The sequence below is a fragment of the Arthrobacter sp. UYEF20 genome (assembly GCF_040546335.1).
Taxonomy (GTDB): Bacteria; Actinomycetota; Actinomycetes; order Actinomycetales; family Micrococcaceae; genus Arthrobacter.
In genome coordinates this window covers 144,440-159,225 of sequence record NZ_JBEPNP010000007.1, presented here as the reverse complement: position 1 = coordinate 159,225, position 14,786 = coordinate 144,440, and the positions used below count along the sequence as shown (strand labels likewise).

Sequence of the window (14,786 nt, the reverse complement as noted above, 5' to 3'; positions counted from 1 at the left end):
GACGCTCCCTCAGATCTTGCAGATTTCCTCGGGACGCTCCCTCACCTGATCTGAGGGAGCGTATGGGCGCAAGGGCGTGGAAAGTGAGGGAGCATCGGGGCTATGGGCGTGGAAGGTGAGGGAGCGTTTCCGGGCGCGGCCGGAAGCTGGGCGGACTATATTGGCCGTGTCAGCTACTGGATTCGATTGCGGGAGCGCCCAGCCATGGCCAAGGAACTTGCCACCCAGCTCGTTGAACAACTTCAGGCTGCCGGCGTGCAGCGGATCTACGGCATAGTCGGGGACAGCCTGAACCCCATTGTCGACGCCGTCCGGAAGATCGGCGGCGCTGCCAAGGGCGGCATTGACTGGATCCATGTGCGGCACGAGGAGGCGGCAGCCTTCGCGGCCTCGGCGGAAGCACAGCTGACCGGCCGCCTCGCGGTGTGCGCAGGCTCGTGCGGACCCGGGAACCTGCACCTGATCAACGGGCTCTACGATGCCAACCGCTCCGGGGCGCCGGTGCTGGCCATCGCCTCGCACATTCCGAGCAAACAGATCGGCAGCAGCTTCTTCCAGGAGACGCACCCGGACCGGCTCTTCACCGAATGCTCGGTGTACTCCGAACTGATCAGCACGGCCGAACAGGCTCCGCGGGTGATGCACAGCGCCATCCAGCACGCCGTCGCGCTCCGCGGAGTCGCCGTCGTCACCCTGCCGGGTGACATCGCCGGGCTGGAGGCAGCGGCTGAAACCCCTCTTCCCGCCGCGTTCGTCCCAGCCACCCTCACCCCGGCACCGGAGAGCGTCCGGCGGTTGGCCGATGCCATCAATGCGGCCGGCAAGGTCGCCATCTTTGCCGGGGCCGGGGTGCAGGGCGCCCACGACGAGGTCATTGCCCTGGCCGAGCTGATCAAGGCGCCGATCGGGCACTCTCTGCGAGGCAAAGATTTCATGCAGTACCAGAATCCCTATGACATCGGCATGACGGGCCTGTTGGGTTACGGTGCCGCGGCTGAAGGGATTGAGGATGCGGATCTGCTGATTCTGCTGGGAACTGACTTTCCCTACGACCAGTTCCTCCCCGCAACCCGGACCGTCCAAGTGGACCGTGCCGCGCAGAACCTGGGCCGGCGGACGGATGTCGACATCGCCGTTCATGGCGATGTCCTCGCCACGCTCGCTGCGCTGATGCCCTTGCTCCAGGCGAAGAAGAGCCGCCGCTTCCTCGGTGCGATGCTCAAGAAGCACGACAGGCTGATGAACAAGGCCGTGGGCGCTTACACCCGAAAAGTCGAAAAGACCGAGCCGATCCACCCCGAGTACGCCGCCTCACTGCTCGACCAGGTTGCAGCGACGGACGCAATCTTCACCGCCGACACCGGCATGTGCAACGTCTGGACCGCGCGATACATCAACCCGCTCGGCACCCGCAGATTGATCGGGTCGTACCTGCACGGGTCCATGGCCAACGCACTGCCCCACGCCATCGGCGCCCAGCTGGCGTATCCCGGCCGGCAGGTCATTTCGGTGTCGGGCGACGGCGGCCTGTCGATGCTGCTGGGGGAGCTGATCACCGTCGCCGCGCACCGGCTGCCTGTGAATGTTGTGGTGTTCAACAACTCAACGCTGGGCATGGTGAAGCTGGAAATGCTGGTGGACGGGCTCCCCGATTTCGGCGTGGACGTGCCCGACGCCAACTATGCCGCGGTGGCCCGGGCCCTGGGGTTCCACGCCGTCCGCGTGACTGACCCGTCCCGGATCGAGGAGGCATACCGGGAGGCCTTCGCGCATCCTGGCCCGTCGCTGGTGGAACTGATCACGGATCCCAACGCGCTTTCCATCCCGCCGAAAATCAAGGGCTCCCAGATCCTGGGTTTCGCGACCGCGATGTCCAAGGTTGTGCTCAACCGGGGTGCCGGCGAGGCGGTGAGCATGGCGCGGAGCAATCTGCGGAATATCCCGCGGCGGTGAGCCCCGCCCTGGGGTCGGGAAATGACGGAAAACCGTGACCTTGCTGCTATCGTCGCGCAACTCTTCGGCTGGTTGACTGTAAGTAGGCGGAATCCCGCCACTCCGAATGGCTGAGGACCCGCCTGACCGGCTGGCCGATCGGCTTTCCCAAGGGGCGGCAATGAAACGAAAGCTTGTGGCAGTGGCGGCCGCCGCCGCCGTAATGCTGACGGCATGCTCGACGTCGCCGCCGGCGTTGCTGAAGGCCGACGGCGTGCAGCGGGCCTCGGTGGAACGGTGCGCCTATGCGGACGAGTTGGCTCTGCTCCGGGCATCAACGCGGAAGCTTGGCGCCGCGCTCCTGGCAGACGGCGGTCAGGATGGCAACGGAAATGTCATTTCGTCACCGGGCAGCCTGCTGATCGCGTTGGCCATGCTCCGCGCGGGCGCCTCCGGGGGAACAGCCACAGAGATGGACCGGGCGCTGGGGCTCCCTGCGGAAAATCGCGACGAGTCCCTGAACGCGCTGCTCGCGTCCCTGGAAGAGTTCGACGGCGACCCCGCCTCGGTCGACGAAAAGAATCCCCCGCGCAAGCCTGTCATGCATACCGCTAATGGCCTGTTCGTGGACCAGGGCGTGCCCACTGGTGAAGGCTACCTGGACATTCTCGCGCGGCATTACGGGACGGGCGTGTACCCGGTGGACTTTCGTGACGAGGGTGTGACGAAGCCGGCCATCGACGCCTGGGTGGACCGCAACACGGGAGGCCGGATCAAGAAAGCTCCTGCGCAGTACGACCCTGAGAACACCTTCAGCCTTCTCAATGCGGTGTACTTCGCCTCGGCCTGGAACGTTCCCTTCGACCCCGCCGACACCTCCGATCTGCCGTTCACGACCCCGGACGGTCAGCAGGTATCCGTTCCCACGATGGCGACGGTTCAGGACGTTGCCTATGCCCACGGGGCAGGCTGGCAAGCCGTGGAAGTGCCCTACGCCGAGGGTTTTGTGATGCGGCTGGTGCTGCCGGATTCCGGGACTCCCGGGCCCGGAGCGCAAGGCCTCGCCGACGCTGCCGTCGCCCTTGGGGCGGCCGTGCCGACGACGATGCAGATCTACTTGCCGAGGTGGGATCAGAAGAGCAGCTTTGATCTGCGCAAGGTGTTTGCCGCCCTGGGACTGCAGGAAATGCTCCAAACGGAGTCCGACTTTAATGCCATCCAGCAGGGCATGGTGATCAAACAGGCGGCGCAGGCAGCGAACATCACCATGGCGGAGAAGGGCACAGTTGCCGCCGCGGTGACCCAGATCAACGCAGAGGCCGTAAGCGGAGTGGCCCAGCTGCTGAAGGTTATCCGCTTCGACCGGCCGTTCCAGTACGAGATTGTCCACGTCGAGAGCGGGCTGCCCCTCTTCATGGGGACGGTGGCCGACCCCCGCTCGCCGTAGGATCTGAAGGGAGACCGCGCCGCAGGGCATGCGGGAGTGGTGCGCCCTCGGTTTAGCGCGGGCCGCCCTGCCAGAGCGCGTCGAACGGTGCGCCCGAGGCCACCCGGTTGCGGATCCCGGCGGTGACAAACACCTTGGCAGTACGGGCAGCCTCCAGCGGGGTCGCGCCCTTGGCAAGCTCGGCCGTCACCGCCGCGGCCAGCGAGCAACCGGCACCGGAGACCGCCACTTCGCCCACCTTCGGGGCGGACAGGACCTCAAGCGTCACGCCGTCGTAGTAGACGTCGACGGCGTCGGGCCCGGCCAGGCGCACGCCGCCCTTGGCGAGCACCGCGGCGCCGCTGAGCTCGTGGATCCGGACGGCGGCAGCCTTGAGGGATTCAAGGTCGGTGATTTCCAGCCCGGAGAGTGACTCGGCCTCGAAGTGGTTCGGCGTGACAAAGGTCGCCAGCGGCAGGATCTGCGCCTTGAGTGCCTGATCGGTGTCCAGGGCGTGGCCCGGCTCCTGGCCCTTGCAGATCAGCACCGGATCCAGGACCACGTTGGCAAACCCGCCCGCCGCCAGCGCCGCGGCAACCGTCGAAATCGTCGCCGGGCTGCCCAGCATCCCGATCTTCACGGTGTCCAGCACCGATGGCGCGCCGGACGCGGCACCGTAGGCCGCCGTCGTCGCCTCCAGTTGATCGGCGATGACCTGCTGGCCGATCGGCACGAAACGGTGATTCCAGTTGTCCTGCGGATCGAAGGAAACGATGCAGGTCAGGTTCGCTATGCCGAAGACGCCGAGCTCCTGGAAGGTCTTCAGATCAGCCTGCGCGCCGGCGCCGCCGGTCGCCTCGGAACCGGCGATGGTCAGGGCGACGGCGGGAGCGGCCGTGGCATCGGAGGCCGCCAGGGCGGCGGAGTCAAAGGCGGTGGAAGTCATGGTCCCATCCTGCCATTCCCGGAAAACCGCGCGCATGTTGCCATGACCAATATGACGTCTGCGGATATGTGCATCGAGTCATTGACCTGTTCCTCACCCGTGCAGTTCCCTGTAAGCAGCAGCGGCCGCGGGATGCAGGCGTAAACCCGCGGTGTTGATGAGTGATTCCGGGCTCAGGAACTGGACCCCCAGGCTGGAGCGCGGGATGAGTTCCTCGGCGTGTCCCACCAACAGTGCGACAGTCCGCTTCACTGTTCGGTCATCCAGGTCGTTCCGGCACAGGAGCAGATTCGCCACGCCCACCGTCCAGACGGCCGGAATGCCCTCGTAGGCACCTTCCGGGATCAGCACCCGGTCGTAGAAAACGCCGTACTTGGCGCGCAACGCCGGCAGCAGCGGGGAGAGATCGAGGAATCCCAGCCCGACGTCGTGGTGCGCGGCGGCAATTGCCGCGGTAGGCACGCCGCCGGACCAGAACAGCGCGTCCACTGATTCATCCTGCAGAGCCGCGAGGCCCTCGTTGAGCCCGAGGTTCAGCACTGTAACAGCCTTTTCGGTCGCGGCAGCGGGGCCCGTACCGGAAGCAGTGGAGCTGAGCCCGGCAGCCTCGATCAGGCGGGGGGTGGTCAGCGACGTCCCCGAGCCAGGCTCGCCGACAGCCACGGTCCTGCCGGCAAGCCCGGCAATGTCCCGGATGCCGCTGTTCTTCCGGATGACGCAGTGGACGTAGTTTTCATACACCTTTCCGACGGCGGAAAGGTCGACGGCGGGCGGGCGTCCCGCTCCTGCGCGCTGGGACGCCGAGTCTGCCAGCGCGACGGCGAAGGTCGCTTTGCCGGTCAGCAGATATTCGAGATTGTCCAGGCTGCCGCCAGTGGTCAGCGCCGTGGCCTGGCCGGCCACACCATGTCGCTGGAGGGACTCCGCCAGCAGGGTGGCGAACTCCAGATAGAAGCCTCCGGGCTCACCGCCGGCGACGGTGACAGCGCCCGGACGGTCCGCGGGCGTGCATGCGCCAAGGACCGGCAGAAGCAGGCCGGACAACCCGGCGGCCAGGCCGGCTTGGAGGACTTTCCGCCGCGGGGGAAGGGCTCGCGCTCCGATCACGTCAGGCATGCGGAGCCGCCTGCCCGTGAACAGCCACGGCAGGTGGAAACTCGATGCGCGCGATCAGGCCATGCGGCGAGGCATCCGCGAGCAGCAGCCGGCCACCGTTGGCCCCCGCCAGCTTGTCCACAATGGTCATGCCCAGGCCGTTGCCGCGGATCTCCCGGTGCCGGGGGGACCGCCAGAACCGGCTTGTGGCCGCTGTCCGTTCCTCCGCGGAAAGCCCGGGACCATCGTCGGACACTTCGATGGCCACCGTGCCCGTGGCGCACGCGGGCAGCAACCGAGATGTGGGCACCAGCGGCGTATTTGATGGCGTTGTTGATGAGTTCTCCCACCATCTGGGCCAGTTCCGCGGCGTTGCAGGCGATGTGCACGGCCGGTTCGGGCGGGTTTTCCAGCAGGATCGATGCTCCGCTGCGCCGGGCGGCAGGCCCTGCCCGTTCGGCTTCTTCCTGCAGGATCGGGTAGGGGTCAAGGGGAGCCTGCACACCGCGCGAAGGGATGCCCAGCGGACCCCTGGCAGAGTCTTCAAACGCCCGGTGCTCAGCTGCCGCCAACCTCAATACTCCGTCCAGGATCTCTTCCACACGTTCGAGTTCGGCCAGCACCGCGGCTGCCGCGTCGTGTTCCCGGGCGGTCTGCAGTTCCAGCTGCAGCAAATCGAACCTCAGCCGCAATGCGCCGACGGGATTGCGCAGCTCGTGCGATGTGTCCGCTATCAGTTGCCGTTGGGAATCGATGCTGTCGCTGACGGTCCGCGCCATGGTGGTGAACGAACGGCTCAGTTCCCGCAGTTCCGGCGGCCCGTCCTCCGGAAGCTGACCAGTCCGGCCTGTTGCCTCAAGCTCCGTGACCGCCGAATTCAGGCGATGCACCGGGCGCAGCACCCACCGGGTTACGCGGGCAGCGCCCAGGAGGAGCACCGCAGCCAGGGCCGCGGCCGCCAACCCGACCACGAGCCACCGTTCCCGCAGTTTCTGCCGGGCCGCATCCAGGTTGACCTCGAGGACTGTCTCGCCAAGGACCTGGCTGGCGCTGCCGAAGGAGCGGGAGATCACCTCGGAACCGGTTCCGAACGGCTGCAGCGGGGTGAGGGTGGTGTCGCTGAGGTTCAGGTTCGCCCTGGCCACTGCATCGCGGACGTCTGCCCTGTCCTCGCTCAGGCCGCCGGAACGCAGGGTGCCCTGCTGGAGGCGGATCAGGATTCCCTCCCCGTACAACTCCGAGTATCTGTCCATCTCCGTCTGCAGTTGTGTGGATTCTCCGGCCGTCGCAGCGTCGAACGCCACCTGCGCGAGCCGGTTGAGCGAAGCAACGCGGTTGATCTGGAGTTCCTGGGTCAGTTCCCGGCCGGCGGACGTCAGGATGGCGTTGGAGACGATGATGACCATGAGAACGGCCAGCACACTCAGGATGCCGAGAACACGGAGTTTCACGCCGGGTCCGCCTCGATCCGGTAGCCGACACCGCGGACGTTGATGATGAAGCCTGGCAATTGGAGCTTTGCCCGCAGCCCCGTCAGGTGCACGTCAAGGGCCCGGGAGGAGGCGATGAAAGCATCCCCCCACAGCGCGTCCAGGATCTGTTCGCGGGTCACCACCGAACCAGCATGACTGGCCAAAAGCGAGAGCAGGTCGAACTCGGTGGCCGTCAAGGGCAGCACCTGAGATCGGAGGGCCGCCACCCGCCGCTCAAGGTCGATCTCAAGTTCCCCCAGCACGACGCTCCGCTGCCGCGTGCCGCTGTGACGGCCTGCACGCCTGGTGACGGCTTCGATGCGGGCAAGCAGCTCAACGAGTTTCACCGGCTTGACGAGGTAGTCGTCCGCTCCGGACCGCAGGCCAAGCACCACGCTGCGCTCGTCGTCGCGGGCGGTGAGGATGAGGATCGGAACGGGTGTGACTTGGCGGAGCTTCCGCAGTACGTCAAGGCCGTCAATGTCCGGCAGCCCCAGGTCCAGCAGGATCACCTCGAACTTCCGGTGGACCAGCAGGGCGTCAGCCCCGCGGGCAACCCTGGTGGCGTTGTGCCCCGCGGTCACGACGGCGGCGGCGAGGGCAGACGCCATGGCGTCGTCGTCCTCGACGATGAGCAACTCCATGGCTTGGTCCCTTTTCGCTGAGTGGGCACCTGCAATCTGCCCGATTTGGAGATTACCCATTCTCCCGGCGAAACCTAAGGAAGTGTTAGGAAATGCCCTCCCACGTTGGATGTGCCGTGGATCACGCATAGTTTGGATGTGGCCCTCGGCGTGTGAGGGGGACCGTCAACGTCGAGGAGGAACCATGGGCAATGTTGCCATGGACAGCAAGAAAGTAGGCCTGGAACCCGTGCTGCCGCAGCCCAGGAAGGTTCAGCGATGAGCACCCAGCAAGCCATGCCCCAGACTGAGGCAGCGCAGACCCGCAAGGCCGTCAGCAACATCCTCAAGGGATCTGCCGGCAACCTCGTGGAGTGGTACGACCTCTACGTCTACACAGTCTTCGCGGCATATTTCCAGTCGCACTTCTTCAACTCCAAGGACGAGCTCCAGGCGGGCCTCGAGGCTATGGCCGTCTTCTCGACGTCGTTCCTGATGCGGCCGGTCGGCGCCTGGTTCTTCGGCCGCTACGCCGACCGCAAGGGACGCAAGGCCGCGCTGACGCTCAGCGTGACGATGATGTCCGCCGGTTCGTTCGCCATCGCCTTGCTGCCGACGACGCAGCAGATCGGCGTCTGGGCGCTGATCCTGCTGATCTTTGTGCGGCTGGTCCAGGGCTTCTCCGTCGGCGGCGAGTACGGCACCAGCGCCACCTACATGTCCGAGGCCGCCACCTCCAAGCGCCGCGGCTTCTTCTCCAGCTTCCAGTACGTCACGCTGATCGGCGGCCAGATGCTGGCGCTGCTGGTCCTCGTCATCCTGCAGAACACCATGGACAAATCCACCCTGACCGAATGGGGCTGGCGCATCCCGTTCGCGATCGGCGGCGTGGCCGCGCTCGTGGTCCTGTGGCTGCGGCGCTCGATGGAAGAAACAGTGTCCGCGGAGCAAGTCGCGGCAGCCAAGATTCCCGCCGTCGCCGGCGTTGCCCAGCCGGGCACCATGAAGCTGCTGTTCACCCAGTACTGGAAGCCGCTGCTGATCTGCATCGGCGTCACCCTCGGCGGCACCGTCGCGTTCTACACCTACACCAACTTCATCCTGAAGTTCATGAACGATACCTCCGGCATCGCCAAGACCGACACCTCGGTGATCAACTTCTGGGCGCTGTTCATCTTCATGCTGCTCCAGCCGGTCTACGGCATCATCTCCGACAAGGTCGGGCGCAAGCCCCTCCTGCTCTGGTTCGGCATCACCGGTGTGCTGTTCACCTGGCCCCTGCTGTCCGCCCTGTCCGGGACCAAGGACCCGTTCACGGCGTTCCTGCTCATGATGGGTGGCCTGCTGATCGTGGGCGGCTACACCTCCATCAACGCGCTCGTGAAGGCCGAACTGTTCCCGGCATCGATCCGCGCCCTCGGCGTGGGCCTGGGTTACGCCATTGCCAACTCGCTCTTCGGCGGCACGGTTCCGCTGATTGGCGCTGCGCTGCAGAAGGCCGGCCAGGTGGACCTGTTCTTCACCTACGTCACCGTGGCCATCGCTATCTCGCTGGTGGTCTACATCTTCGCGCTGAAGAACAAGAAGTCCACGCACCTGGACCACGAACAGGGCCACGCCTGGGAGGCCGCTGCTGTTGATGGGGGCACGGCTGTTACTGGCCCCAAGGACGACGACAAGGATCTCGTCGACGCCTCGCGCCGCTAGATCCGCGGTCCGTTCGGCGGAGCGTACGACGGCGGGTTGCCGGCTACTGGACTTTGGTTCCGGGAGCCGGCGGCCCGCCGTCGTCGTTAGGGCCGGGTGTTGCTGCCGGTGATGCGCCGGGCCGCCGGTGTTCCTCCGAGTGAGAGAATGGAGGGCGGTTCCCGGCGGTCTGTTCGCGGGGGCCGACCAGTGCTAATACAGCCGGCCGCCGAGTGTGGTCCTTCCCAGGGCGGCGCCTTGGCCGCCGAGCGAACCACTATGAATGGAACCCCATGACCTCCGCCCAGACATTCCCGGCTTCAGCGCCGCCAAAGTTCGCCTCGATCGGCTCCCCGTACTTCGGCATCATGCTGGCCTTCATGGCCGTGGTGCTGATCCTGTCCAACATCGGGGCGTCCAAGGGCGTGGCGATCGGCCCGATCATCACCGACGGCGGCTTCTTCCTCTTCCCGCTGGCCTACATCCTGGGCGACGTCATCAGCGAGGTCTACGGCTTCAGGGTGGCGCGCAAGGCCATCGTCACGGCGTTCGCGCTGTCCGTGTTCGCATCGCTCTGCTACTGGATCATCATTGCCCTGCCCGGCTTCGACGACGAGTTCGGGGCCTCCAAGCAGGCCGCCCTGGAAGGTGCGCTGGGCCCGGTCCCGCAGATCGTGCTCGCCTCGCTGCTGGCGTTCCTGGCCGGCCAGACCATCAACTCCTGGATCCTCGTGAGGTTGAAGGCACGCACGGGCGAGAAGACCCTGTGGGCCCGGCTCATGGGATCCTCGGTGGCCGGCGAGTTCGTGGACACCCTGATTTTCTGCAGCATCGCCGCATCCGTGATCGGAATTACCGACGCCGGCACCTTCGTCAACTACGTCGTCGTGGGCTTCCTGTACAAGACCCTCGTGGAGTTCCTCTTCGTCCCGGTGACCGCGGCCGCGATCGGCTGGATCAAGAAGCGCGAACCGAGCTACGGGGCGTAGCCGGCTTCCCCCACGGCCGACTCCGACGCCGCCCCGCCCCGCCCCCACCGCCCCCCCGCCCGCCCCGCCCGCCCGGCCCAATTCGCCGGTCACCAGCGGGGGTCGCCGTATGGTCACGGCGAATCCGCGACTTTCCGGCGACTCCGACGACTTGGCGGCTCAGGGTCCGGGGCGGTCGGCTAACGCACGGAGCGGCCGGCTCTTGAATTCCTGCTCCCGGAAGAGGTGCTTCCACTCAATCCGGACGAACCGCCACCCCTCTTCAACCAGGGCCTTCTCCCGGCGCCGTTCCTCGAAGAGCACCTCCGCCGTGGACCTGTAGTCGAAGTACTTGGTCTTACCGTCGAACTCGAGGGCGACCTTCTCCTCTTTCCAGGCAAAGTCCAGCCTGTGGCGCCCGGCGCGGCTTGATACTTCCAGCTGCGGCTCGGGGCGCCTGATCCGAAGCCGCAGGATCAGCTCGCGGGTCAGGGTCTCGCCGGGAGATTCGGACCGGGGATCGGCCGTGGCGAGGACGCGGCGGAACGTGCGGATCCCCCGGCGGCCATCCAGCGCATCCGCCATCGTCTGCAGGACTGCCGGGTCCGCACCCAGACGAAGCGCATGGTCTGTGAGGATCAACGCCTGCCTGTAGTGCAGCATCATGGCGCAGTCGGCAGTGGTGCGCTCCAGAGAAGTCGTCCGAAGGCCGTTCACTACGGTGATGTCCTGTTCGGCGAAGGGACGTGTGTGGCAGCGGACGTCCTTGCCGTGGCGCTCGTTCGACGGGCGCACCTTCTGGAGGAGATGGATGGCGCCATCCACGTCCCACAGATAGAGCCGATGCAGCCGCGCTGCGGACGTGTGGCTGTAGAGGAAGCTGCCGGTCGACGTCGTGCGTGTTCCATGGGCGTGCGCGTAGATGAGCTGCCTGCTGCGGACGGCGGGGGACTGGGCATTCCAGAGGCTGGCGCGGAGGTAGCAGCCGTGACGCAGCCGGATCAAGGTACCGGAGTCCAGGAGCGAGCGGATGGCCCGAGAGCCGTAGCCGAGGTCGAGCAGTTGTTCAGTGCGCCAGAGGTTGCCCGTGGGCGGCAGCTCCAGCGAGCGGTTTTGCGGCATGCACCCAGCTTCCGCCGCCGTGGGAGCATGCGGGAGGCTCCGCCGTCGCTATGTGGAAAACGCGGGATCGCCGGAAAGCTGCCGAGGTCGCCGAAACCGTACGGCGACCAGGCACGCGTCCGGCGATTTCGGCGCAGGCCAGGGCGGTTTCGGTCAGCCGGACCTGCGGGCCGTGGTGCCGCGGACGATGAGGGCCGGTTCGATCAGCTTGCGCTCAGGCTCGAGGGTGGGATCCTGGATCCGCGCCAGCAAGGTGTTTGCGACATCGGCGCCGACAATGTCGCTGCGGTTGTCCACGGACGAGAGGTCCAGGTACCGCGACTTGGCCAGCTGGGAGTTGTCGTAGCCGATCACGGAGAGGTCGGTCGGGACGGACAGACCGCGAGCCTTGGCCGCGCCGAGTGCACCCAGGGCCATGGCGTCGTTGGCCGCGAAGAGGGCTGTTGTATCGGCGTGGTGGTCCAGAATCCAGCAGGCGGCCGCGTAACCGTCCTCCTCGGACGTCCCCTGGGACTCGCCGGCGATCCGGACCTCGACGCCGGCCTCCAGGATGCGGTTTCGGAAGCCTTCGCGCCGGTGGGAGGCGGCGCCTCCGGAGCCCGAAAGGTGTCCGATGCTGGTGTGGCCGAGCCCCAGCAGGTGGTCCGCGGCCATGCAGCCGCCCGCGTCGTCGTCATTCGTGATGAGGCCGGCCCCGGCAGGGACCCCGTCCCGCCAGCCCGCGACGACGGCGGGAACCCAGGTCCCGGCCATCATGGACTCACTGGGCTCGGCGGCGATGACAAGGCCCTCCACATGCATGGACAGCAGGCCGTCCGTCGCTTCCGTGATGCGGTTCTCACCCGGGCGGGAATCCGCGAGGGTGACCTGGTAGCCGTGCGGGGAGAGGGCGGATTCCAGGCCGCGGAGCAGGTCCACGAACCAGAGATTCCGGAAGTCGTCAATGACCAGGCCGATGCTTTTCGTCTGGCTGCTGGCGAGCGTCGTCGCTGCACGGCTGGGCCGGTATCCCAGCTCTGCCATGGCTGCCCGGACTGCCTCCCGGCGCTTCGCGCTGACCTTTGACGGGTTTTGAAGCACGAGCGAGACCAGCGACGGCGAGACGCCGGCGCTCTTGGCGACGTCGTAGATCGTCGGGCGGCGTGTCCTGGAGCCGTTCAGCGTCATCTGCAGAGCCTTTCGTGTCTCATCAGAGGATAACCGGTCAACCATTGACAGGACATATTCACATGGCTACGCTTTTGTTCAGCGCCAGTTTTTGTAGCGCTCCAATTTTGTAGGACCGGGCCGTTGGCCTGGCCGAATTTCAAAGGAGAAATCGATGGCTGACAGTCTGGGAGTCGCCGTAATCGGCGCAGGTATGGCAGGAAAGGCGCACGCCGCCGCTTACCGGACGGCCTCTGCGCTGTACAGCCCGGTTCTTCCGCCCATCCGGCTGGTCTCGATCGGCGATGTGAACGCCGAGTTCGGTTCCCTGGCCGCGAAGCGCTTTGGCTATGAGCGCAATGACACCTCGTGGCAGGCGATCGCCGAGGCCGATGACATCGACGTCGTGAGCGTCGTGATCGCAAACTCCCTCCACCGCGAAGTCGTGGAGGGCCTGCTGGCCGCCGGCAAGCACGTGCTGTGCGAAAAGCCGCTGAGCGACTCAATCGAGGACGCCCGCGCCATGGCGGAGGCGGCCCGCAACGCGAGCTCGATCGCCCGCATCGGGTTCACTTTCCGCCGCACGCCGGGCATCGCCTACATCCGCGACCTCATCCGCACCGGCGTCCTGGGCAACGTCCTGCACTTCAGCGGCCGCTACTGGACCGACTACGGGTTCAGCCCGTCGGCCCCCATGAGCTGGCGCTACAAGGGCAGCCCGGGTTCCGGGGCGCTGGCCGACGTCGGAAGCCACCTGACGTACGTCGCGGAATTCCTCTGCGGAGACATCAAGTCCATCAGCGGCGGGCGCCTCAGCACCGTCATCGACAAGCGGCCGCTGCCGCTCGGGGCCGTCATGGGCCACGACCACGCCGCGGTCAGCGACACCTTCGAGCCCGTCGAGAACGACGACTACGCGGTGTTCTCTGCCGAATTCGAGAACGGCGCCGGCGGCTTCGAGGTCTCGCGTGTCGCGGCCGGCCACGCCAACAGCCTGATCTTCGAAGTCTTCTGCGAGAACGGCGCCGCCCGGTTCGACCAGCGCCGCCCCTCGGAGATCGAGCTGTTCCTCAACGACGGCCCGGCCAACGAGAACGGCTACCGCCAGGTGATCCTCGGACCCGGACACCCCTACATCGCCGGCGGACTGGCCATGGACGCGCCAAGCGTCGGCTTCGGCCAGAACGACGCTTTCGCCTACCAGTCCCGGGCGTTCCTCGAGGAAGTCGCCGGCCTCAGCGAGGAATCCTCCCTGCCCCGCTGCGCCACGTTCGACGACGGCGTGCGCAACATGGAGCTGCTCGGCGCCGTCGCGGAATCCGCGCTCAACAACGGAAAGAAAATCACGCTATGAAACTCGGCGTCTACAACGCAATCCTGCACGACCGGCCGCTTCCCGAGGCGCTTAAGGTCATTGCCGACCTGGGGCTCACCGGCATCGAAATCAACACGGGCGGATTCCTGCCGGCCGTCCACGTCCCCACCATGGACCAGATCCTCGAAAGCGATGCGGCCCGCGACGACTATCTCGCGATTTTCGAGGGCACCGGCGTCTCGATCGCGGGCCTGAACTGCAACGGCAACCCGCTTCACCCCAAGCGTGAGATCGGCGAGAAGCACGCCGAGGACATCCGCCGCTCCATCCGGCTGGCGCAGCGGCTGGGACAGGACCGCGTGGTGACCATGTCCGGCCTGCCCGGCGGCGAGCCCGGGGCCACCACGGTCAACTGGGTGGTCAACGCCTGGAACTCGGCGGCCCTGGACGTGCTCGACTACCAGTGGGGCGTCGCGGCCGATTTCTGGAAGGAAACCGACCGCCTCGCCGCCGACCACGGCGTGAAGGTGGCCCTTGAGCTGCACCCGCAGAACATCGCGTTTAACACCGCCGACGTCCACAAGCTCATCGAGCTGACCGGCGCGACCCATGTCGGCGTCGAGCTCGACGCCTCGCACCTGTTCTGGCAGCAGATGGATCCGGTCGCGGTGGTCCGCGCACTCGGTCCGCTGGTGTTCCAGGCAGCCGCGAAGGACGTCCGCATCAACACCAGGAACGCCGCGCTCTACGGTGTCCTCGACAACAGCTTCCGCCGGCTGGCGCCGGAGGAGAACCGCACCAACCTCGGGGGCGACGAGTGGGCCAACGAATGGCCCAAGGACTCCGCGTGGGACTTCGTGGCGCTCGGGCGCGGGCACGGCACCGCCTACTGGGCCGAGTTCCTGCGTGCCCTGTACGAGGTGGACCCGGACATGCTCGTCAACATCGAGCACGAGGACGTGTCCCTGGGCCGGATCGAGGGCCTCCGGGTGGCGGCCAAGGTCCTGCGGGACGCTGACGCGGCCCTTTCGGCGTCGCTGCACCCGACGAACTGA

General features: G+C 66.5%; 11 protein-coding genes and 1 pseudogene. 6 read left to right on the top strand and 6 right to left on the bottom strand.

Annotated features, from left to right (window positions below; all coding sequences use genetic code 11):
• Nucleotides 1-204: 204 nt before the first annotated feature.
• Together ABIB26_RS10455 and ABIB26_RS10450 are read left to right on the top strand one after the other, a co-directional pair.
• On the top strand, nt 205-1,953 hold the full coding sequence (locus ABIB26_RS10455; protein WP_354242296.1) for a pyruvate dehydrogenase: 1,749 nt from the start codon (nt 205-207) through the stop codon (nt 1,951-1,953).
• Between the two features lie 160 nt (nt 1,954-2,113).
• Nucleotides 2,114-3,379: a serpin family protein gene (locus tag ABIB26_RS10450; protein ID WP_354242293.1), complete on the top strand. Its 1,266-nt coding sequence runs from the start codon at nt 2,114-2,116 to the stop codon at nt 3,377-3,379.
• 52 nt (nt 3,380-3,431) lie between these two features.
• Here ABIB26_RS10450 and ABIB26_RS10445 read toward each other — a convergent pair whose 3' ends face one another.
• The 4 genes and pseudogenes from ABIB26_RS10445 to ABIB26_RS10430 form a co-directional block, all read right to left on the bottom strand.
• Nucleotides 3,432-4,304, bottom strand: a complete 873-nt coding sequence (locus tag ABIB26_RS10445; protein ID WP_354242290.1) for a hydroxymethylpyrimidine/phosphomethylpyrimidine kinase — start codon at nt 4,302-4,304, stop codon at nt 3,432-3,434.
• Nucleotides 4,305-4,397: 93 nt separating this feature from the next.
• Nucleotides 4,398-5,420, bottom strand: coding sequence for a TAXI family TRAP transporter solute-binding subunit (locus ABIB26_RS10440; RefSeq protein WP_354242287.1), 1,023 nt, complete (start codon nt 5,418-5,420; stop codon nt 4,398-4,400).
• A pseudogene (locus ABIB26_RS10435) lies at nt 5,413-6,850 on the bottom strand (sensor histidine kinase). Before ABIB26_RS10435 ends, ABIB26_RS10440 begins: the two are co-directional and overlap by 8 nt.
• The gene (locus ABIB26_RS10430; RefSeq protein WP_354242284.1) at nt 6,847-7,515 is read right to left on the bottom strand and encodes a response regulator transcription factor; all 669 of its coding nucleotides are present in this window, start codon (nt 7,513-7,515) and stop codon (nt 6,847-6,849) included. Before ABIB26_RS10430 ends, ABIB26_RS10435 begins: the two are co-directional and overlap by 4 nt.
• Before the next feature lie 258 nt (nt 7,516-7,773).
• Here ABIB26_RS10430 and ABIB26_RS10425 point away from each other — a divergent pair, with 258 nt between their 5' ends.
• Both ABIB26_RS10425 and ABIB26_RS10420 read left to right on the top strand, forming a co-directional pair.
• Entirely contained in the window at nt 7,774-9,201 is a 1,428-nt protein-coding gene (locus ABIB26_RS10425; RefSeq protein WP_354242281.1) for an MFS transporter, read from the top strand.
• A gap of 272 nt (nt 9,202-9,473) precedes the next feature.
• Nucleotides 9,474-10,169, top strand: a complete 696-nt coding sequence (locus tag ABIB26_RS10420; protein WP_354242278.1) for a queuosine precursor transporter — start codon at nt 9,474-9,476, stop codon at nt 10,167-10,169.
• Nucleotides 10,170-10,328: 159 nt separating this feature from the next.
• On the opposite strand, the gene ABIB26_RS10415 is transcribed toward ABIB26_RS10420, so the two are convergent.
• Both ABIB26_RS10415 and ABIB26_RS10410 read right to left on the bottom strand, forming a co-directional pair.
• Nucleotides 10,329-11,270, bottom strand: a complete 942-nt coding sequence (locus ABIB26_RS10415) for a type IV toxin-antitoxin system AbiEi family antitoxin domain-containing protein (RefSeq protein WP_354242276.1) — start codon at nt 11,268-11,270, stop codon at nt 10,329-10,331.
• Between the two features lie 153 nt (nt 11,271-11,423).
• Entirely contained in the window at nt 11,424-12,437 is a 1,014-nt protein-coding gene (locus ABIB26_RS10410; protein WP_354242273.1) for a LacI family DNA-binding transcriptional regulator, read from the bottom strand.
• A gap of 154 nt (nt 12,438-12,591) precedes the next feature.
• Between ABIB26_RS10410 and ABIB26_RS10405 the strand changes: the two genes are divergently transcribed.
• The gene (locus tag ABIB26_RS10405) at nt 12,592-13,770 is read left to right on the top strand and encodes a Gfo/Idh/MocA family protein (protein WP_354242270.1); all 1,179 of its coding nucleotides are present in this window, start codon (nt 12,592-12,594) and stop codon (nt 13,768-13,770) included.
• On the top strand, nt 13,767-14,786 hold the full coding sequence (locus ABIB26_RS10400; RefSeq protein WP_354242267.1) for a sugar phosphate isomerase/epimerase family protein: 1,020 nt from the start codon (nt 13,767-13,769) through the stop codon (nt 14,784-14,786). Before ABIB26_RS10405 ends, ABIB26_RS10400 begins: the two co-directional genes overlap by 4 nt.